Source organism: Pseudonocardia humida, assembly GCF_023898865.1.
Taxonomy (GTDB): Bacteria; Actinomycetota; Actinomycetes; order Mycobacteriales; family Pseudonocardiaceae; genus Pseudonocardia; species Pseudonocardia humida.
The window spans coordinates 43,538-63,581 of record NZ_JAGSOV010000078.1 but is presented as its reverse complement, the minus strand read 5'-3'; the positions used below and the strand labels follow the sequence as shown (position 1 = coordinate 63,581).

General features: G+C 73.9%; 18 protein-coding genes. 5 read left to right on the top strand and 13 right to left on the bottom strand.

The genetic code is table 11. The features are described 5' to 3' along the window. Positions 1-130 precede the first annotated feature (130 nt). On the top strand, positions 131-1,156 hold the full coding sequence (locus tag KDL28_RS34765; RefSeq protein WP_252445552.1) for a 6-phosphofructokinase: 1,026 nt from the start codon (positions 131-133) through the stop codon (positions 1,154-1,156). Here KDL28_RS34765 and KDL28_RS34760 read toward each other — a convergent pair. Next, on the bottom strand, positions 1,126-1,563 hold the full coding sequence (locus tag KDL28_RS34760) for a hypothetical protein (protein WP_252445551.1): 438 nt from the start codon (positions 1,561-1,563) through the stop codon (positions 1,126-1,128). The two genes, KDL28_RS34765 and KDL28_RS34760, sit on opposite strands and share 31 nt — an antisense overlap. A 53-nt stretch (positions 1,564-1,616) precedes the next feature. On the opposite strand from KDL28_RS34760, the gene KDL28_RS34755 reads away from it, so the two are divergent. Beyond that, complete coding sequence (locus tag KDL28_RS34755) at positions 1,617-2,198, top strand: helix-turn-helix domain-containing protein (protein WP_252445550.1); 582 nt, start codon at positions 1,617-1,619, stop codon at positions 2,196-2,198. Positions 2,199-2,248: 50 nt separating this feature from the next. Here the strand turns inward: KDL28_RS34755 and KDL28_RS34750 are convergent, their stop codons facing one another. Together KDL28_RS34750 and KDL28_RS34745 are read right to left on the bottom strand one after the other, a co-directional pair. After that, positions 2,249-2,863: a DUF4126 domain-containing protein gene (locus KDL28_RS34750; RefSeq protein ID WP_252445549.1), complete on the bottom strand. Its 615-nt coding sequence runs from the start codon at positions 2,861-2,863 to the stop codon at positions 2,249-2,251. Between the two features lie 92 nt (positions 2,864-2,955). Then, complete coding sequence (locus tag KDL28_RS34745) at positions 2,956-3,681, bottom strand: LuxR C-terminal-related transcriptional regulator (RefSeq protein WP_252445548.1); 726 nt, start codon at positions 3,679-3,681, stop codon at positions 2,956-2,958. A 185-nt stretch (positions 3,682-3,866) separates the two neighbouring features. On the opposite strand from KDL28_RS34745, the gene KDL28_RS34740 reads away from it, so the two are divergent. Further along, positions 3,867-5,345, top strand: a complete 1,479-nt coding sequence (locus KDL28_RS34740; protein WP_252445546.1) for a GAF domain-containing protein — start codon at positions 3,867-3,869, stop codon at positions 5,343-5,345. A gap of 11 nt (positions 5,346-5,356) precedes the next feature. Here KDL28_RS34740 and KDL28_RS34735 read toward each other — a convergent pair whose 3' ends face one another. Then, positions 5,357-5,689 carry a hypothetical protein gene (locus KDL28_RS34735; protein WP_252445545.1) on the bottom strand — a complete coding sequence of 111 codons (333 nt, stop codon included), beginning with the start codon at positions 5,687-5,689 and terminating at the stop codon, positions 5,357-5,359. A 91-nt stretch (positions 5,690-5,780) separates the two neighbouring features. Here KDL28_RS34735 and KDL28_RS34730 point away from each other — a divergent pair, with 91 nt between their 5' ends. Further along, positions 5,781-6,269 (top strand): GNAT family N-acetyltransferase, encoded by a 489-nt coding sequence (locus tag KDL28_RS34730; RefSeq protein ID WP_252445543.1) that lies wholly within the window; start codon positions 5,781-5,783, stop codon positions 6,267-6,269. Here KDL28_RS34730 and KDL28_RS34725 read toward each other — a convergent pair. From KDL28_RS34725 to KDL28_RS34700, 6 genes are all read right to left on the bottom strand, one after another. Continuing rightward, complete coding sequence (locus KDL28_RS34725) at positions 6,266-7,036, bottom strand: ABC transporter ATP-binding protein (protein ID WP_252445542.1); 771 nt, start codon at positions 7,034-7,036, stop codon at positions 6,266-6,268. The genes KDL28_RS34730 and KDL28_RS34725 overlap by 4 nt on opposite strands. After that, the gene (locus KDL28_RS34720; protein ID WP_252445540.1) at positions 7,026-8,885 is read right to left on the bottom strand and encodes a branched-chain amino acid ABC transporter ATP-binding protein/permease; all 1,860 of its coding nucleotides are present in this window, start codon (positions 8,883-8,885) and stop codon (positions 7,026-7,028) included. The genes KDL28_RS34725 and KDL28_RS34720 overlap by 11 nt, the downstream gene beginning before the upstream one ends. Positions 8,886-8,890: 5 nt before the next feature. Next, the gene (locus tag KDL28_RS34715) at positions 8,891-9,760 is read right to left on the bottom strand and encodes a branched-chain amino acid ABC transporter permease (protein WP_252445538.1); all 870 of its coding nucleotides are present in this window, start codon (positions 9,758-9,760) and stop codon (positions 8,891-8,893) included. 80 nt (positions 9,761-9,840) lie between these two features. Then, positions 9,841-11,019, bottom strand: coding sequence for an ABC transporter substrate-binding protein (locus KDL28_RS34710; protein ID WP_252445536.1), 1,179 nt, complete (start codon positions 11,017-11,019; stop codon positions 9,841-9,843). A 554-nt stretch (positions 11,020-11,573) separates the two neighbouring features. Next, entirely contained in the window at positions 11,574-13,400 is a 1,827-nt protein-coding gene (gene glmS, locus KDL28_RS34705) for a glutamine--fructose-6-phosphate transaminase (isomerizing) (RefSeq protein ID WP_252445534.1), read from the bottom strand. 11 nt (positions 13,401-13,411) lie between these two features. Further along, entirely contained in the window at positions 13,412-13,681 is a 270-nt protein-coding gene (locus tag KDL28_RS34700; RefSeq protein WP_252445532.1) for a hypothetical protein, read from the bottom strand. Between the two features lie 485 nt (positions 13,682-14,166). Between KDL28_RS34700 and KDL28_RS34695 the strand changes: the two genes are divergently transcribed. After that, positions 14,167-14,340 (top strand): hypothetical protein, encoded by a 174-nt coding sequence (locus KDL28_RS34695; protein WP_252445530.1) that lies wholly within the window; start codon positions 14,167-14,169, stop codon positions 14,338-14,340. Here the strand turns inward: KDL28_RS34695 and KDL28_RS34690 are convergent. Genes KDL28_RS34690 through KDL28_RS34680 form a run of 3 tightly spaced genes read right to left on the bottom strand, consistent with a single transcriptional unit; the run spans position 14,295 to position 20,034 of the window. After that, the gene (locus KDL28_RS34690) at positions 14,295-18,020 is read right to left on the bottom strand and encodes an ABC transporter ATP-binding protein (protein WP_252445528.1); all 3,726 of its coding nucleotides are present in this window, start codon (positions 18,018-18,020) and stop codon (positions 14,295-14,297) included. The two genes, KDL28_RS34695 and KDL28_RS34690, sit on opposite strands and share 46 nt — an antisense overlap. 56 nt (positions 18,021-18,076) lie before the next feature. Further along, positions 18,077-18,919 (bottom strand): ABC transporter permease subunit, encoded by an 843-nt coding sequence (locus KDL28_RS34685; RefSeq protein WP_252445526.1) that lies wholly within the window; start codon positions 18,917-18,919, stop codon positions 18,077-18,079. Then, positions 18,916-20,034, bottom strand: a complete 1,119-nt coding sequence (locus KDL28_RS34680) for an ATP-binding cassette domain-containing protein (protein ID WP_252445524.1) — start codon at positions 20,032-20,034, stop codon at positions 18,916-18,918. The genes KDL28_RS34685 and KDL28_RS34680 overlap by 4 nt, the downstream gene beginning before the upstream one ends. Positions 20,035-20,044: the final 10 nt, after the last annotated feature.

Sequence of the window (20,044 nt, the reverse complement as noted above, 5' to 3'; positions counted from 1 at the left end):
CCTGCCGATCGCCGTGGCGATCGGGCTGCCCGGCACCTCCCGCGGGGCCGAAAGGGTGGCGGCGTCGCCCCGATCAGGGCCCGGCGATAGCGTGGACGGCTCGTAGAGCTTCTGCATCGATGGAGAACCCATGCGCGTCGGCGTGCTCACCGGGGGTGGCGACTGCCCCGGACTGAACGCGGTAATCCGCGGGATCGTCCGCAAGGGCGTCCCGGTCTACGGCTACTCGTTCCTCGGTTTCCGGGACGGCTGGCGCGGCCCGCTGGAGGCGCTGACCAAGCCGCTGGACATCCCGGCCGTGCGCGGCCTGCTACCACGCGGCGGAACCATCCTCGGCTCCTCGCGGACCAACCCGTTCAAGGAGCCCGACGGCGTCGCGAAGATCAAGAGCAACCTCCAGCAGCTGGGCGTGGACGCGCTCATCGCGATCGGCGGCGAAGACACTCTCGGCGTCGCGACGAAGCTGCACGAGATGGGCGTCAACGTCATCGGGGTACCGAAGACGATCGACAACGACCTCAACGGCACCGACTACACGTTCGGCTTCGACACCGCGGTCAACATCGCCACCGAGGCGATCGACCGGCTGCACACGACGGCCGAGTCGCACCACCGGGCGCTGATCGTCGAGGTGATGGGCAGGCACGCCGGGTGGATCGCGCTGCACGCCGGGATGGCGGGCGGCGCCAACGCGATCCTGATCCCGGAGGTCCGCTTCGACATCGAGCAGGTGTGCCGGTGGGTGGAGTCGCGCTTCCGGCTCGACTACGCCCCGATCATCGTGGTCTCCGAGGGCGCGATGCCCAAGGAGGGCGACGAGGTCCTGGTCAGCGACGAGAAGGACGCCTTCGGCCACGTCCGCCTCGGCGGCATCGGCGACTGGCTGGCCAGGGAGATCGAGAAGCGCACCGGCAAGGAGGCCCGCACCACGGTGCTGGGCCACGTGCAGCGCGGCGGCACGCCGACGGCCCGCGACCGCTGGCTGGCCACCCGCTTCGGCCTGCACGCGGTGGACGCCGTGCACGCCGGCCAGTGGGGCATGATGACCGCCCTGCGCGGCACCGACATCGAGATGGTGCCGCTGAGCGAGGCCACCAAGGAGCTCAAGGTCGTCGACCCGAGCCTCTACGCCGAGGCCGAGGTCTTCTTCGGCTGATCTCTTCGTGAACGGAAAGCAGGGTCCCGATCCTGCTTTCCGTTCACGAGATCTGCATCGGCGGCCGACGTGCTGATCAGCAACTCGTCGTAGGGCAGGCCGGCGCGCTCGCCGTCCAGGGAGATCCGCAGCGCCGGCACGCTCCGCCGGACGCTGACCCACCGCCGGGTGCGGGACTCCATGCCCCAGCGCCCGACCTTGAGCACCCCGGTCACCTGCACGCCCGACCGCAGGAGGCCAGTGGCGGTCACCCGGGTCGGGCGGTCGACGGTGGCGATCTCCCGGACGGCCGTCCGCGGCACCTCCATCCGCGCGCGCCCGCCCGCGAACGGCCGCTCCCACCAGGACAGGACGACTGTCACGGTCGTGTCGTCGATGTGCACGTGCGCCACACTGATCGCCTCCACAGGTCGTATCGTTCCCAACACCGGGAACGATACCAGAATTGGGAACGGTGCGCATGGCCTCCGGACCGAGCCTCGTCGACCTGCTGCGCCACCCCGTGCGCTGGCGGATCACCCAGGCGCTGATCGGGCGCAGCATGACCACCGGCGAGCTGCGCGACGCGCTCCCCGAGATCCCCTCGACGAGCCTCTACCGGCAGGTGGGCGCCCTGGCCGAGGCCGGCGTGCTCGAGGTCGTCGACGAGCGCCGGGTGCGCGGCGCCGTCGAGCGCACCTATGCCCTCCACACCGGCGCGGGCGACGGCGACCCCGCCGACGCCGACGGCCTGCGCGCGATGTTCACCGTGTTCACCGCGGGCCTCGCCGCCGACCTCGACCGCTACCTGGAGCGCCCGGACATCGACCCGGCGCGCGACGGCGTGTCCTTCCGCCAGGCCGCCCTGCTGCTGACCGACGACGAGCTGCGGGCGCTCGCGGAGCGCCTGGGCGAGGCGATCGCCCCGTTCCTCGACAACGCACCGGCCCCGGGCCGCACCCGCCGGGTGCTGTCCACCCTGCTGATCCCCGACACCCGCCCGGACCCCGCTCCCCCGGCCGACGCGTCAGGAAAGCCACCATCAGGACGTCCGGCGTCCTGATGGTGGCTTTCCTGACGGGCGCGGTGCCGGGCGGGGGGGCGAGCTCAGAGTCAGAGGTGGGTAGGGCGGGTGGGGGCCCCGGCGCGGCGGCGGGCCCGCCAGTCCTGCAGGCGCCGGTAGCCCCGGCGCACCCGCTGCCACAGGAAGATCAGTAGCAGCAACCCGATGACCAGCAGGAACCCGGCGATGATCGCCGCCGGGACCGGGTTGAGCACGGCCATGGCCGCCACCCCCGCCACGGCGACGTCCTCGCCGAGGCTGGTGCCGATGTTGGTCACCGGCTCCGGCGAGGTGTTGACCACCAGCCGCAGCCCGCCCTTGACCAGGTGGCTGACCAGCGCCGTCCCGCCACCGGTCGCGGCCAGCACGGCCTGCTCGACCGAGGACGCGTCGCCGGCCAGCAGCATGCCGAGCACGACGCCGGCCGTCGGCCGGACGGCCGTGGAGAGCGCGTCCCAGATCGAGTCCAGGTAGGGCACCTTGTCGGCGACGAACTCCACCAGGTACAGCGCCGCCGCGACGAGCAGCACGTCGGTGCGGGTCAGCACCTCGGGGACGGCCTCGACGCCGCCGAAACGGCCCAGCAGCCCCAGGATCGCCACGCACAGGTAGGCGTTGATCCCGCTGGCCCACCCGCTGGCCACGACCGTCGGCAACAGCTCCATCGCACCCGCCCCCCGGAGTTCAGGAAAGCCACGATGCCGCCCTCTGCGGGCAGGATCGTGGCTTTCCTGAACCTAGCGAAGCCGGGTGCGGGTCAGACGATGCCCTGGCGCGTCGCGGTGTAGACGATCTCCGTGCGGCGCCGGACCTCCAGCTTGTCGCGCAGGTTGCGGACGTGGAACTTGACCGTAGCCTCGCTGATCACCAGCCGGCGCCCGATCTCCCGGTTCGACATGCCGACCGCGAGCAGCCGCAGCACCTGGTTCTCCCGCTCGGTCAGCATCGCCCCGCCCAGCCCGCGCACCGGGGGCCGGTCGTCGTCGCGCAGCACGTCGGCGGCCACCGAGCCGGTGCGCGAGTCGAACACGCTCTCGCCGCGCAGCAGGGTGTGCACCGCCCGGCTGATGTCCGCGGTCTCGGCGCCCTTGCGCAGGTAGCCGTGCACGCCCAGGCGCACCGCGCGCATCATCAGGTCGCGGTCGCGGCTGCTGGTCAGCACCAGCACCCGCACCCCGCGGTGGCGTTCGAGCAGCATGCGAGCCAGGTCGACGCCCGCCGCGTCGCCACGGCCCAGGTCGACGTCGAGCACGACGAGGTCGGGCGGGCAGCGGTCGGCGATGACGAGGGCGTCGCGCGGGGTGGCGGCCTCACCGATCACGGCCAATTGGGGGTCGGAGGCGAACAGCTGGCGCAGCCCGAAGCGGACGATCGCCTCGGAGTCGACGACGAGCAGGCGGGCCGTGCGGCGGGCGGTGGGGATGGCACCGACCCCGGGATCCAGCGAAGCTGGACGAGCGTCCAAAACTGCGTCCGTGGTCACGGGCACACCCTCCTCGGCGATCCGTGGTGTGTGACGGTCGACGGCATGGCTGGCGACGACCGAGGTTGTTGTGGACTGTAGGAACTACCGCGTTGCCAGAACGTTGCACGTGACGCGTGTCTTGCTGCATTAGGAGCAGTGGGTGATGATGTGCCCGTCCTGGGGCGATGACGCTCGGAGTGCTGATGACGACTCGAGGGGCACGCGACCCCGCTGACCACGCGCACCTGCTGCACGAGGTCTTCGACGCGGTGCTCGCCGGCGGGCAGGGGCCCGCCGATCCGCGCCCGCTGGTGTCCGAGTCGTGGCGGCGCAGCCTCGCCGCGCACGTCGACCCGGACAGCCGCACCCCGCCGGTCGTGGTGCCCGCGGACGACGTGGTGGAGCTGCGCCAGGCGCACCCGCTCTCGGACGTGCTGCCGCTGCTGCGCAGCACGCTGGTGAGCATCGCCGACGAGGCGATGCACATGATGCTGGTCACCGACGCGGACGGCACGATCCTGTGGCGCGAGGGCGCCGCCCGCGTGCTGAGCGCCGCCGACGACGTCGGCCTGTTCCCGGGCACCGCGTGGAGCGAGGACGCCATCGGCACCAACGCGATGGGCACGGCGCTGGCCGTGGACACCGCGGTGCAGATCCACTCGGCCGAGCACCTGGTCCGCGCCTACCACGCCTGGACCTGCGCAGCGGCTCCCGTGCACGACCCGGACACCGGCACGGTACTGGGGGCCGTCGACATCTCCGGTCCCCTGCACACCGTGCACCCGGCGATGGTGCAGCTGGTGTCGGCCACCGCCCAGCTCGCCGAGCACCAGCTGCGGGTGCGGATGGCGATCGCCGACGAGCGGCTGCGGGTGCGGAACATGCCCCATCTGAGCAGCCTCAGGGGCCGTTCCGGAGCCCTCGTCACTCCGACGGGGCGCATCATCGCAGGTGAGCCGTACGGCATGTGGCCCGAGCGGGTGACGCTGCCGGCCGGCACCGACCGCGTCCGCCTCGACGACGGCCGCGAGATGCTGGTCGAGCCGCTGCCGGAGGGCTACCTGCTGCGGGCGCCGCAGCGGGCCGCCGCGCCCCAGCAGCGCAGGGCGCTGTCGCTGCGGTTCACCGGCGACGGCGCCCCCACCGCGCTGCTCGACGGCAGTCCCGTCCCGCTCACGCTGCGCCCCGCCGAACTGCTGACGGTGCTCGCACTGCACCCCGACGGCCTCACCGCCGAACGGCTGGCGCTGCTGCTCTACGGCGACGAGGGCAACCCGACGACGGTGCGCGGCGAGATCCTCCGGCTGCGCGGCCTGATCGGCTCCGACGTGCTGCGCACCCGCCCGTACCGGTTGGCCGCCGCCGTGGACTCCGACTTCGGCGCGGTCCGCCGCGCGTTGCGCGCCGGGCAGCCCGCGGAGGCCCTGCGGGCCTGCGCGGGACCGCTGCTCCCCCGCTCGGACGCCCCCGAGATCCGGGAGCTGCGCGAGGAGCTGGCCGCCGGGCTGCGCCACGCCGTCCTGGACGCCGACGACCCCGGGCTGCTGGCCGAGCTGGCCGCGCACGCCCTGGGCCGCGACGACCTGCAGGTCCACGACCGGGCCATGCAGCGGCTCGCGCTGGGCGACCCGCGGCGCAGGGAGGTCGCGCTGCGGCGCGCGCGGCTGCTGGCCGAGGGCTGAGGGGGCGCGCCTCAGCCCCGGTACACCTCGACGCCCGGCGCCCCCGGCCCGCGGAAGGCGGTCACGACGACCGCCTGGCCGTTCGGGTGCTCGTCGATCGTGCACACGGCCAACCCCTCGCTGATCGTGCACGGCACCGCCCCGCCCGGCCGCGCCACCGGCGCGATCTCCAGGCGGTCGACCCCCGCCGGCACCGTCAGCAGGACGGCGGTGGCGCCGCCGCGCAGGAGCAGGGTGACCTCCGGTTCCCCGCCCGGGGCCGGGAGCGGGGCGTGGGTGAGGACGAGCCCGTCGGCCGGGTCGTCGACGCCGAAGCCGCCGGCGTCGCCGTTGCGGACCAGCACCGCGAGCGGCGCGTTCCCCCTGACGCCGTGGCGCCCGTATCTCCCGGTGGCCGGCACGGCACCGGCCGTTGCACCGATTACCGTCGGGGCGGTGGAGATCGAGATCGTGGCCGGGACCGTGGACGACGTCGAGGCGATCGGGCCGCTGTGGCGCTCGATGGTCGCCCACCACGAGGAGGTGATCGGCGCCAGGATGCCGGTGCGCGACGCGGCTGCGGCCTGGGAGATGCGGCACGTGCAGTACCGGCGCTGGTTGGCCGAGGACAGCGGGTTCCTGCGGTTCGCGCGCCGCCCCGACGAGCCGGCGCCGATCGGCTACGGGTTCTTCCGGCTGGTGCCCTCGGGGCCGACGTTCGACCTCGGCGACGTGCGCGGCGAGGTCGAGTCGCTCGCCGTCGCCCCCGCCGCCCGCGGCACGGGCGCGGGTACGGCGCTGCTGGAGGCGGGTCGCGAGGAGTTGCTCCGGCGCGGTTGCACGTTCTGGACCGTGAACGTCGTGGAGATCAACACCGGGGCGGTGGCGCTGTACGAGCGGGTCGGCTTCCGCTCCTGGACGCGCGACCTGGTCGGGCGGCTCTAGTCGACCGCGTAGCCGCCGCCGAGGTAGGCCTGCTGGACGCGGTCGTCGGCCAGCAGGTCGCTCGGCACCCCCTCGAGCAGGACCCGGCCGCGGTCGAGCACCGTGGCCCGGTCGGCGACCTTGAACGCCGCCCGCACGTTCTGCTCCACCAGCACGATCGCCAGCCCCTCCGCCGAGCGGAGCCTGCCGAGCGTCGCGAAGATCTCCCGGACGACGCGCGGCGCGAGCCCGAGGCTGGGCTCGTCGAGCACCAGCACCGACGGGCGCGCCATCAGGCCGCGGCCGATCGACAGCATCTGCTGCTCGCCGCCGGAGAGCGTGCCCGCGGCCTGGCCGAGGCGGTCGGCGAGGCGCGGGAAGTACTCCAGGACCCGCTCGCGGCGCTGCCGCAGGCCGGCCTTGTCGCGGCGGCGGGTCCAGGCGCCCAGGGTGAGGTTGTCGTCGACAGTGAGGGTCGGGAACACCAGCCGGTTCTCCGGGACGTGCGCCAGCCCGGCGGCGGCGATGGCCTCCGGGCCCCGGCCGGTGACGTCGGCCCCGCCCAGCCGCACCCGGCCCGCGGTCGGCGCGATCAGCCCGGACAGCGCCCGCAGCAGGGTCGACTTGCCCGCGCCGTTCGCCCCGACGACCGCGACGATCTCGCCGGGCTCGGCGGCCAGGGACAGCCCGTGCAGGACCTCGATCCGCCCGTAGCCCGCCTCCAGGTCGACGGCCTCGATCCCCTGCCCGCTGCCCGGGTTCTCGGCGCCCGTCTTCTCAGCGCTCATCGTGGGTCACCTCGGCCAGGGCCTGAGCGGCGCGCTCGGCCTCCGGGTCGTCGTCGTCCACCCCGAGGTAGGCCGCCACCACGGCGGGGTCGTCGCGGACCTCCTGGGGCGTGCCCAGGGCGATGCGCACGCCGTCGTCGAGGACGGCGACCCGGTCGGCCAGCGCCAGCACCGCCTCGACGTCGTGCTCGACCAGCACGATCCCCATCCCGCCCGCGCGCAGCCTGCGCAGCAGGCGGGCCAGGTCGCGCCGCTCGGCCCCGGAGAGCCCGGCCATCGGCTCGTCGAGCAGCAGCAGGTCGGGCTCCACGGCCAGGGCGCGGGCCACCTCCATCAGCCGCTGCCGGCCGAAGGGCAGGTCGGCGGCCGGGCGGTCGGCGTCGGCGGTCAGCCCGACCATGTCGATCACCTCGCGGGCCGCGGCGACGATCTCGCGCTCCTCGCGGCGGGCGGCGAACCCGAGCATCCCGCGCAGCAGGCCGACCCGGCTGCGCAGGTGCCGACCGACCATCACGTTGCCCAGCACCGTCGCCGAGCCGAAGACCTGCAGGTTCTGGAAGGTGCGGGTGGCGCGGGCGGCGGCGAAGACGTGCGGCTTGCGGCCGTCGATGCGGGTACCCGCCACCTCGACGGTGCCCGCGCTGGGCTCCACGACCCCGCTGACCATGTTGAAGCAGGTGGTCTTGCCCGCCCCGTTGGGCCCGATCAGCGCGACGATCTCGCCCGCGGCGACGTCGAGGTCGACGCCGTCGACGGCGGTGACGCCGCCGTAGTGCTTGGTGAGCCCGCGCACCGACAGCAGCACCGTGCCGGGCTCCGGTCGGCCCTCCCGGGCCAGCAGCGGGCCGTCGCCGAGGCCGGCCGCGGTACCCTCCACGGCCGCGGGGACCGGGGCCCAGCGCCGGGTGAGCGTCCGGAACAGCTGGTGCAGCCCGCCCGGCAGGAAGATCATCACGAGCGTCAGCACGATGCCGAACCCGATGAGCTGCACCTCGCCGGTGGCCCCGGGCACGACCAGCGGCACGACCTCGCGCAGCCCCTCGTCGAGGAACTCCACGGCGAACCCGCCGACCACCGCGCCCCACACCGTGCCGAGCCCGCCGAGCACCGCCATCAGCAGGAACTCCACCGACAGCGCGAAGTTGGCGGCGTTCGGGTTGACCACGGCCAGCCAGTGCGCGAAGAACACCCCGGCGACCCCGGCGTAGCCGGCCGAGAGCACGAACACCTGCAGCCGCAGGCGGAACGTGTCGACGCCGAGGGTCTCGGCGGCCACCTCGGAGTCGTTCACCGCGCCCAGCGCGCGCCCCACCCGGCTCTGCACGAGGTTGCGCGCGCCCACGATCGCCAGGACCACCACCGGGGTGAGCAGCCAGAGGTACTCGACCGGGGAGTCGTAGCGGCGCCCCCCGAACTCGGGCTTGTCGATGCCGAAGATGCCGGAGGTGGCGCCCAGGAAGGGCGTCTCGATCGCCACGACGGTCAGGATGATGCCCAGCCCGAGCGTGGCCAGCGCCAGGTAGTGCCCGCGCAGCCGCAGCAGCGGCAGCCCGACCAGCAGCGCGGCCAGCATCGCCAGCGCGACCGCGATCACCGCGGACAGCAGCCCGGGCACGGCGGTGCGGGTGACCAGGATGCCCTGGGTGTAGGCGCCCACCGCGAAGAACGCGGCGTGGCCCAGGCTGACCTGCCCGGCCAGCCCCATCAGCAGCGACAGCCCGACCGCGGCGATCGCGTAGATGGTGGCGTAGACGGCCGTGCCGGTGACCCAGACCGGCAGCACCAGCGGCAGCAGGAGCAGCACCACCAGCAGCAGCACGACGCCGACGACGTCCGAACGGGTTTTCATGCCGGCTAGACCCTCGCCTCGGCGTGCCGCCCGAAGACCCCGCCCGGCCGGGCCACCAGGACCACGATGAGCAGCACGAACGCCACGGCGTCGCGGTAGCCGGAGTCGATGTAGCCCGCGGTCAGCGACTCCAGCACGCCGAGCACCAGCCCACCGAGCACCGCCCCGCGGATCGACACCAGCCCGCCGAGCGTGGCCGCCACGAAGCCCTTGAGCCCGAGCAGCAGCCCGGAGTCCCACTGGGTGAGCTGGATCGGGCTGGCCAGCACGCCGGCCACCGCGCCGAGCAGCCCGGCCACGGCGAACGCGACCGTCGCCGCGGCCTTCGGCGAGATGCCGACCAGCCGCGCGGCGATCGGCTGCTCTGCGCACGCCCGCAGCGCCTTGCCCAGCACCGTGCGGTCGTAGAAGACGGCCACCGCGACCGCGACGACCGCCGTGATGCCCAGGATCCACAGCTCCTGGGCGCGCACCGACACCCCGCCGATCACCAGGTCGGCCCCGGGCAGCGGGGCCAGCCCGCGCCCCTGCGGCCCGTAGATCAGCAGCAGCAGCGCCTTGAGCGCCGTCGACACGCCCAGCGTCAGGATGATCGACACGAGCGTCGTCATCCGGCGCACCGGGGCGATGGCCAGCCGCTGCATCAGCACCGCGACCACGGCCACGACCAGCAGCGCGAGCAGCATCGCCACCGGCAGCGGCAGCCCGGCATCGGTGAAGCTCAGCGCGGACAGCCCGGCGATGGCCGCGAACTCGCCCTGCGCCAGGTTGATCACCCCGCTGACCGAGAACACCGCGACGAAGCCCATCGCGACCAGCGCGTAGATCGCCCCCGACGACAGCCCGGCGACGACGAACTGCAGGAGATCGCTCAACGCACTCCCTCGCTGCGCGAGCTCGGCGCTTCGCGGAAGCGCGGTGTCATGATCCGCTCGCAAGCTCGCTCATGCACAGGTCACTGCACGAGCTGGAACTGCTTGTTCGCCACCGTCACCAGCACCAGGTCGTCGGCGGTGAGGCCGCTGTGGTCGTCCGGGCTCATGGTGAACGTGCCGGAGACCCCGACGAAGTCGTCGACGCCCTCCAGGTGCTGGCGGATGGCGTCGGGCTCGGTGCCGGCGTTGCGCAGGGCGTCGACGGCGAGCTGGAACCCGTCGTAGGCGTGCCCGGCGAACGTCGAGGGCGCCGCGTCGTACTCGGCCCGGTAGGCGGCGACGAAGTCGGTGATGACCTTCTTCTGCGGGTCGTCCTCCGGCAGCTGGTCGGCCACCACGAGCCGGCCCAGCGGGGCGACCAGCCCGTCGGCGGCCTCGGCCGCGGTGTCCAGGAAGACCTGGTTGCCGATTCCGTGGCTCTGGTAGACGGGCTTGCCCACCCCGAGCTGCACGTAGGCCTTCTGGGCCAGCCCGGCGGCCGGCGGGATGCCCCAGATGACGACCGCGTCGGCGTTGGCGTTGCGGACGTTGACCATCTGCGCGGTGAAGTCGGTGGCGTCCGGGGCGAAGCTCTCCACGGCCACCACGCTGACCCCCTGCGGGCCGCCGATCTCGTCGAACAGCTCGCGCACGCCCTCGCCGAAGCCCGAGGCGTCCCGGGCCAGCGCCAGCGTCCGGTAGCCCTTCGACGCCGCGTCCCTGACGATGTTCTCGATCACGACCGAGTCGTTCTGCGCGGTCTTGAACACCCACTGCGAACCGTTGACGATGGCCGCGTTCGCCGCGAGGGAGATCATCGGGATCGGGGTGGACTCGGCGATCGGGCGCATCGCCAGGCTGGGCCCGGTGCGGCTGGCCCCGAGCAGGATGTCGACCTGGTCCTCGGTGATCAGCTTGGTGGCCGCGCGGGCCGCGCCGTCCTCGGTGGACGCGTTGTCCTCGATGATCATCTCGACCTGCCGGCCGTCGATGCCGCCCTGGGCGTTGAGCTGCTCGGTCAGCAGGGTGAGCGTGTCGCGCTCGGGGACGCCGAGGCTGGCCCCCGCCCCGGTGATGTCGAGCACGGCGCCGATCTTGAACGGGCCGGTCTCGGCCTCGCCGCCCTGGGCGCCCGGTGCGGGCTGCTCCTCGGCGCACCCCGCGGCGAGCAGCGCCCCCGCGGCGAGCAGCACCGCGAGCCTCTTGGCCGATCCGAACACGTGCGACCTCCCGACGATGGAAAGATCACGCGAGCCTGACACCGGGGCCGAACGGGCGCAAGGGACGCTATGCGACCGTGATGCGCGCGCCCCGACCGTAGTGGGGAGGTGGGCCGGTCGGCTGGACGAGCGAAAATTCGGGCGCACCCTCACGACACCGGGTGCAGACTCCCCCGCCCGCTCGACCGCGCACACCCACCGGCCACGACGCACACCCCACATGCTGTGCGCGCACACCACACGGTGTGCGGCGTGCCCCGCGCAGCGCCACTCCCCTCCCGAGGCCCCTGCCGCCACGTCGGCGCGCGCAGCAGAGCGCGTCCGACGCGCGTCCGCTCCGGGAGAGGAGCTCGTCGGAGGCGGGGTGAGAGCGCCTCCGGCGGGCCTCGGCTCGAGCAGGGGGTCGACGGGGGTTGCCGGGGAGATCCGCGGGTTCGGTGGGGTCCCGGGGCACCGCGCGCACCGTCTGGCCACCGCGCACACGTCAGGACATGTGCGCGGTGGCGGGTAGGTGCGCGCGGTGCCGAACGGTGTGCGCGGTGGGGGTCGGGCGGCTACTCGACGGTGACGCTCTTGGCCAGGTTGCGCGGCTTGTCGACGTCGCGGCCGAGCACCACGGCGGCGTGGTAGGCCAGCAGCTGCAGCGGGATCGACATCAGGATCGGGTCGAGCTCGGGCTCGTTCCTCGGCACGACCAGCGTCCGGTCGGCGATGTCGGTGGACAGCTCGCGGTGCGCCATGGCCACGACCGGCCCCTTGCGCGCCTTGATCTCCGACAGCGTCGAGGTGTTCTTGTCCAGCAGGTCGTCGTCCGGCACGACCGCGACCGTCGGCATCTCCGGGCTGATCAGCGCCAACGGGCCGTGCTTGAGCTCGGCCGACGGGTAGGCCTCGGCGTGCACGTAGGAGACCTCCTTGAGCTTCTGCGCGCCCTCCCGGGCCACCGGCCAGCCGCGCCTGCGGCCGACGAACATCACGCTGTTGCTCTGCGCGATCTCCTTGGCGATGTCGGCGATCGCGTCGGACTGGGCGAGGATCTCGGTGACCTGCTCGGGCAGCATCTGCAGCCCCGCGATGATCCGCCTGCCCTGCTCGGGGGCCAGGTCTCGGATGCGGCCCAGGTGCAGCGCCAGCAGCGCGAACGCCGTCACCGTCGAGGTGAACGACTTGGTCGCGGCCACCGACATCTCCGGCCCGGCGTGCAGGTAGATGCCACCGTCGACCTGCCGGGCGATGGTCGAGCCGACGACGTTGACGATGCCGATCACCCGCCCGCCCTTGCGCTGCAGCTCCTGCACGGCGGCCAGGGTGTCGATGGTCTCCCCGGACTGGCTGACCGCCACGTACAGGGTGTTCGGGTCGACCACGGGGTTGCGGTAGCGGAACTCCGACGCCGGCTCGGCCGTGGCCGGCACCCGGGCCAGGTCCTCGATGAGCTGGGCGCCCAGCTCCCCGGCGTAGCAGGCGGTGCCGCAGCCCAGGATCGTCACCCGCTTGATCTCGCGGGCCTCCCGCACGGTCATGTTGAGCCCGCCGAGGTGCGCGGTGGAGAACCGCTCGTCGATGCGCCCGCTCAGCGCCCGGGCGATGGTCCGCGGCTGCTCGTTGATCTCCTTGATCAGGAAGTGCGCGTTGTCGCCGATCTCGGCGCCGACCACGTCCCAGTCGATCGTGGACGGGCTCTTGGCCGTGGTCCGCGCGTCCAGGGTGAAGGTGCGGTAGCCGGTGGCGGTGACGCTGGCCAGCTCGCCGTCGTCGAGGTAGACGACCTGGCGGGTGTGCCCGATCAGCGCCGCGACGTCCGAGGCGACGAACATCTCCTTCTCGCCGATCCCCAGCAGCACGGGGCTGCCGTTGCGGGCGACGACGATGCGGTCGGGGTTCTCCGCGTCCAGCACGGCCAGCCCGTAGGCGCCCACGCACTGGCGCAGCGCCTGCCGCACCGCCTGCTCCAGGTCGGACGCGCCCGCGGCGAAGGCGGCCGCGATGAGGTGCGCGACGATCTCGGTGTCGGTCTGCGAGGCGAACTCGACGCCGTCGGCGACGAGCTTGGCGCGCAGCTCGTCGGCGTTCTCGATGATGCCGTTGTGCACCACCGCGACCCGCCCGGCCGTGTCGGTGTGGGGGTGGGCGTTCTCCTGGGTCGGCTCGCCGTGCGTCGCCCACCGGGTGTGCCCGATGCCGGGCGCACCCTTGAACCGCGCCGGCAGGTCGGCCGCCAGGTCGGCCACCCGGCCGCTCACCTTGCGCACCTTCAGCCCGCTCTTGCCGGCCAGCGCCATGCCCGCCGAGTCGTAGCCGCGGTACTCCAGCCGGCCGAGACCCTCGATGAGGATCGGGGCGGCGTCCTGCGCACCCACGTATCCGACGATTCCGCACATACCGGTCCCTCTCAGCCGTAGATCATCCGGCGGATCTGGCGGGCGGACAGCTCCGGCGCCCGGAACCTCCGCCCCGCCAGCTCCGCGCTCAGCAGCTCGAAGATCTGCTCGTTGCGCAGGCCGCGGCGCTTCAGCTCGCCGTGCCGGCGCCGGACGAAGTCCGGGACCGCCTCGGCGAAGTAGCCCATCACCTCGGCCACGACCCGTGCCGCCTCGCCCGGGCTCAGCGGCGTGCTGCGCACCAGGTGTGCGACGAGATCGTCGTACGGACCGGTGGGCACAGCGAGATCATGCGCCACGTCGGCGACGAAGCCAAGTTTCCTGCCCGCTTCCGGGCAGGAACGCCGCGGTAATGCAGCGGTTCGGCAAGCATCACCTCTCCAGCGGGTAACCCCGGCGTAGGACGGACCCACAGTGCCACCGGACGCGAGGCCGCGCGTCGGCGCACCCCGGAAGATCACTCGGCCGGGGAGGCCGAGCCGGGTCGGGCGCCTCCGGCGGCTGCGGGGCGTGCGACCTCAGATCGAGCAGGGGTCCGCCCGGCCCTCGACCGGGCCCAGAGCGGTCCCGAGGCGGGAGTCGGGCCGTCTTCGCAGAGCCGCCATGGTCTTCGCAGGGGCTACCGCACCTGCGAAGACCACACAGACCCTGCGACGTGGCCGAGGGGACCACCGCGGGAGATCGACACGGTCGGGAGCGGTCGGAGGGCTCCCCGGGCCAGCCGATGATCATGAGTTGAGGGACATGAGCCGCACCGGAGCGGCGAATGTCCCCCGAACTCGCCCAGCCCCCCGACATCCAGGTGATCCACTCGCGCGAGATCGACCTCATCGGGCTCCCCGGCGCCGCCCAGCCCGACCACGTCGATCTCGACGCCGAACCGCACCGCCGCCATCACGCAGCAGGCTCCAACTCCCCCGCCCGCCAGAACGCCGCGTAGTGCCCCCCGGCCGCCAGCAGTTCGGCGTGCGTCCCCTGCTCGACGATCCTCCCCCCGTCCAGCACGACGATCCGGTCGGCGCGGGCCGCCGTGCCCAGCCGGTGCGCCACGACGAACGCCGTGCGCTTGGACGTCACGCGGTCGCCCGCGGCGAGGACGGCGGCTTCGGTGGCGGGGTCGAGGGCGGCGGTGGCCTCGTCGAACAGCAGGACGTCGGGGTCGGCGAGCTCGGCGCGGGCCAGTGCCACCAGTTGGCGCTGGCCGGCGGAGAGGCCCTGGCCCCGCTCCCCGACGGGGTGCCGGAAGCCGCCGGGGAGGGTGCGGACGAGGTCGAGGGCGCCGACGGCGCGGGCGGCGGCCTCGACCTCGGCGGGGGTGGCGGTGGGGCGGGCGTAGGCGATGTTCTCGGCGACGTCGCCGGCGAACAGGTGGGGCTCCTGGGGGACGATCCCGAGGCGGCGGCGGTAGTCGGCGAGGGGGTAGCGGCGGACGTCGACGCCGTCGATGAGCAGTTCGCCGGAGCCGACGTCGTAGAACCGGGCGAGCAGCTTGACCAGGGTGGACTTGCCCGCGCCGGTGGCCCCGACGAGGGCGATGGTCTCGCCGGGGGCGACGTGCAGGTCGACGGCGCGCAGCGCGGGGGCGGGGTCGCCGTCGGCGGTGGTGTAGGCGAACCCGACGCCGCGCAGCTCGACCTCGCCGCGCAGCCGCTCGGGGACGACGGCGGGCTCGCCGCGGGGTTCCGGGGGCACCGAGGTGGGGGTGCGCAGGAGCGCGGAGATGCGGGTGAGGCCGACGCGGGCCTGCTGGTAGCCGTCGAACACCTGGGACAGCTGCTGGACGGGGCTGAAGAACAGGCCGAGGTAGAGCAGGAACGCGGTGAGCACGCCGGGGGTGAGATCGCCGCGCGCCACCTGGGCCGCCCCGACCCCCAGCACCGCCGCCTGGGCGAGGTCGGACAGCAGGGCGACGCCGGGGAAGTAGGTGGCGATGTAGGTCTGGGCGCGCAGCCGGCTGCGCCGGTAGGCGTCGCTGCGCTCGCTGAAGACGGTGGCGCTGCGCTCCTCGCGGACGTAGGCCTGGGCGATGCGCACCCCGGTGACGTTCTCCTGCATGTCGGCGTTGACGGCGCTCACCCGCTCGCGGGCCTCGTTGTAGGCCGCCGAGGACAGCTTGCGGAACAGCAGGGTGGCCGCGACCAGCACCGGCAGCACGGCCAGCGCGACCAGGGCCAGTTCGAGGTCGGTGACCAGCAGGGCGACCGCGACGCCGAAGATGGTGAGCAGGCTGACCACGGCCTGGGTGAGGCCGGTCTGCAGGAACGTCGACAGGGCGTCGACGTCGGTGGTCATCCGGGTCATGATGCGCCCGGACAGCTCGCGCTCGTAGTAGTCGAGCCCGAGCCGCTGCAGGTGAGCGTAGCTGCGCACGCGCAGCAGGTAGAGCAGGCTCTCCCCGGCCCGCGCGGTGATGACGGTCTGGGCGGCCACCGCCAGCCAGCCCGCGGCCACCACGCCGATGCCCAGGAGCACCGCGGTGCGCAGGACGTCGGTGGAGCGGGCGTCGATGCCGCCGTCGATGGCGAGGCGGGCGACGCTGGGCACGGCCAGCGAGGTGAGCGCGTCGATCGCGACGAGGCCGACGCCCAGCGCCAGTAGCCGGCGCACCGGGTGCAGCAGGCGGCCGAGGCGGAACCCCGGGTCGGGGGCGGTGGGGTCCTCGGCGCCGAGGTGGGGCCGCTCGGTGGCCGGGGGCAGCGCGTCGACGGCGGCCAGCAGCTCGGGGGTGGGCGGGGCGGCGCCGACCATCGAGGTCGGGCCGGCCGGTGCGCCGCCGGGCGCGCGGTCCGCGGCGGCGGCCGGTGTGGTGGTGACCAGCACCGAGGCGGGGTCGGGCCAGAGCTCGGCGGTGACGCCGCCGGGGCCGCCGGTGGCGTGCTCGGCGGTGGGGGCGTCGGCGCCGGGCACCATGAGCGCGCGGAACAGCGGGCACCGCTCGGTCAGCTCGGCCTCGGTGCCGATGTCGACGACGCGGCCGGCGTCGAGCACCGCGATGCGGTCGGCCAGGGAGAGCGTGGAGCGCCGGTGCGCGACGATCAGCGCGGTGCGCCCGGCGGTCAGCTCGCGCAGGGTGTCGTGGATGGCGGCCTCGGTGGTCGTGTCGACGGCCGAGGTGGCGTCGTCGAGCACCAGCACCCTGGGGTCGGTGAGCACGGCCCTGGCCAGCGCGATCCGTTGGCGCTGCCCGCCGGACAGGGTGAGCCCGCGCTCGCCGACCATCGTGTCGTAGCCGTCGGGCAGCCCGTCGACGAACGCGTGCACCTGCGCGGCGCGCGCCGCGGCCTCGATCTCCTCCTCGGTGGCGTCGGGGCGGCCGTAGGCGATGTTGGCCCGGATGGTGTCGGAGAACAGGAACGCCTCCTCGAACACCACCCCCAGCTCGTGGCGCAGGTCGGCCAGGCGCAGCGCGGGCAGCGGCACGCCGCCCAGGCGCAGCTGCCCGGCCTGCGGGTCGTAGAACCGCGGCAGCAGCTGGGCGACGGTGGACTTGCCCGAGCCGGGCGGCCCCACCAGCGCGACGGTCTCGCCCGCGGCGACCCGGAGGCTGACGCCGTCGAGGACGGGGTCGTCGCGGGTGTAGCCGAAGTGGACGTCCACGAGCTCGATCGAGAGGGGCCCCTCGGGCAGGGCCTCCGGCGTCGCCGGGTCGACGACGTCGGGGCGGGCGTCGATCACGTCGTAGACGCGCTCGACCCCGGCCCGCGCCAGCTGGGCGGCGACCACCAGCCCGCCGACCATCCGGGCCGGCCCGACGAGCTGGGCGACGTAGGTGGTGAAGGCCACGAACGTGCCGATGGTGATCGAGCCGTCGAGCGCCATCCAGCCGCCGAGGCCGATCACCCCGACCTGGCCGAGGGTGGGCAGGGCCTGCAGGGTCGGGGTGAGCCGGGCGGTCATCCGGGCGGCCCGCATGCGCTCGGCGAACAGCCGCGTCGCCCCCGTCTCCAGTGCGGCGACCTCGCGGGCCTCCTGGCCGAAGCCCTTGACCACCCGCACGCCGGTGACGGTCTCCTCGACCTGCTGGGCGATGTCGGCGGCGCGCTGCTGGGCCGACCAGGTGGCCGGGAACAGGGCCTTGCGGGTGCGCATGGTGATCCACACCGCCAGCGGCACCAGTACCAGCGCGATCACCGTGAGCAGCGGGGAGAGCCAGAGCATGGCGGCGACCGAGGTGACGACCAGGACGCACATCCCCAGCGTGAACGGCACCATCGCCAGGATCGACTGGGTGAGCTGCAGGTCGGTGATGGCCCGGGAGACGACCTGGCCGGTGCGCAGCGCGTCCTGGCGGCGCCCGTCGAGGCGCTGGACCGAGGCGAACACCTGGCGGCGCAGGTCGTGCTGGACGTCGAGGGAGAGCCGCCCGGCCAGGTAGCGGCGCAGGAACGAGGTGCCGAACCGGAACAGCGCCAGCCCGACCACGGCCAGCACCACGGGCGCCAGGACCGCGGTGGAACCGGCCACGGCGTCGTCCACGGCCACCCGGACCAGCAGCGGGACCGCCGCCTCCATGCCGACCCCGATCGCCGAGGCGAGCAGGGCGCCGATGGCGACGCGGCGGTGGACCAGGCACGCGCGGGTGAGCCGGCGGATCCAGCCGGTGGTGGGGGCGGGGGGCACCCTCCTACGTTAAGCCCCGCTCCCGACAGCGCTCGTCGAGCAGCCGGAGGCGCGGCTCAGGTGATGTCGCGGCGGCCGCTGAAGAACGCGGCCAGGCCGACGGCCACCGCCGTCCACACCGAGAGGATCAGCAGGGAGACGACCGACGACGGCGGGTTGGTCACCCCGGTGAGCGCCTCCACCAGCTGGTTGCCGGCGTTCTCGCCCGCCACCTCGGACGGGATGAGCTCGGCGAAGCCGCGGGCGGGCTCGGTGACGACGGCGACGTCGCCCGCGTTGCCCGGCAGGTAGCCCGACAGCTCGTTCACCGCCACGCTGTCGGCGTTGAGCAGGGCGACGCTGATGATCTGCTCGCCGACCAGCAGGTAGATGAGCACCACCAGCAGGGCGCCGACCTGGTTGCCGACGGCCAGCCCGACGCCGGCGCCGACCACGCCCCAGAGCGCGAACACGACCACGCCCACCAGGATCGTGACGAGCAGGTCGGCCGCGTCCGGCTTGGCCTCCTGGGCGAGCAGCCCCACCATGGACCCGGCCGCCGACGCGACCAGGCCGTACAGGGCGCCGAGGGCCGCGGCAATCAGCAGCTTGGCCGTCAGCACCGCGCCGCGGCCGCTGTTCACCAGGTAGGTGGTGGTGATCGTGCGGTGGCGGAACTCGCCCGCCGCCGCGATCGTGCCGGCCACCGCGGCGAACACGACGAGCTGGTTGAGGGTCAGCGACAGCGAGATCGGCAGCAGCGATGGCAGCGCGACAGGGATGTCCCCGACGTCGACGACGTTCTCGAACAGCCCGCCGAAGGCGTTGGCGAGCATCGAGATGAGGGTGATCGGGATCAGCAGCGCCCACCACATCTTGGTGGTGAACGTCTTGCGGACCTCGGACTTGATCGCGTTCACCGGCCACCCCAGTTCGGTGGCGGGCCGCCCTGCGCGGGCGGGTACTGGCCGGAGCCGGGCGGAGGCCCGTACGGCCCCGGCTGCGGGGGGTGCTGCGGTGGGTACTGGCCGGGCGGCGGGCCGTAACCCGATGGCGGGCCGTACCCGGGGCCCGGCGGCGGGCCGTAGCCCGGCGGCGGGCCCTGCTGGGCGAACGGCGGCTGGCCGCCGGCGAACTGCCCCGAGGTCAGCCGCAGGAACACCTGCTCCAGGTCGGCCCGCTCCTCGGTCAGCTCGTAGATCGGGACGCCCGCCTCGAGCGCGGTCTCGGCGACCTTCTGCAACGGGGCGCCGGTCACCGCGAGGCGGCCGTCGGGCAGCGTGTCGATCTCCAGCACGTCGGCCTTGGACAGCGCCTCGGCCAGCCGGGCCGGGTCCGGGCAGCGCACCAGCACCCGCGCGCGCTGCCCGGCGCGCAACTGGTCGAGCGAGCCCTGGTAGGCGGTGTACCCGCGGCTGATCACGATGACGTGGTCGACGGTCTGCTCGACCTCGGCCAGCAGGTGGCTGGAGATCAGCACGCTGCGGCCCTGGGCGGCGAACCCGCGCAGGAACGTGCGCAGCCAGGCGATGCCCTCCGGGTCGAGGCCGTTGGCCGGCTCGTCGAGCACCAGGATCTGCGGGTTGCCCAGCAGCGCGGCCGCCAGCGCCAGGCGCTGCTTCATGCCCAGCGAGAAGCCGCCGACCTTGCGCGCGGCCGCCTCGGCCAGCCCGACGGAGCCGAGCGCGTGGTCGACCGCCTGGTCCGGGACGCCGATCGCGGCGGCGCAGACGCGGAGGTGGTTGCGGGCGGTGCGGGACGGGTGGAAGCCCTGCGCCTCCAGCACCGCGCCCACCACCTTGGCCGGCTCGCCGAGCCGGCCGAACGGCACCCCGTTGATCAGCGCCTGGCCCGCGGTCGGGCGGACCAGTCCCAGCACCATCCGCAGGGTGGTGGTCTTGCCCGACCCGTTGGGCCCGAGGAAGCCGGTGACCACGCCCGGCTCCACCGAGAAGCTCAGGCCGTTCACGGCCGCGACCGAACCGAACCGCTTGCTGATCTGGTTGACGATGATGCGCCCGCTGCCGTCGTGCATGGCGTCCCGT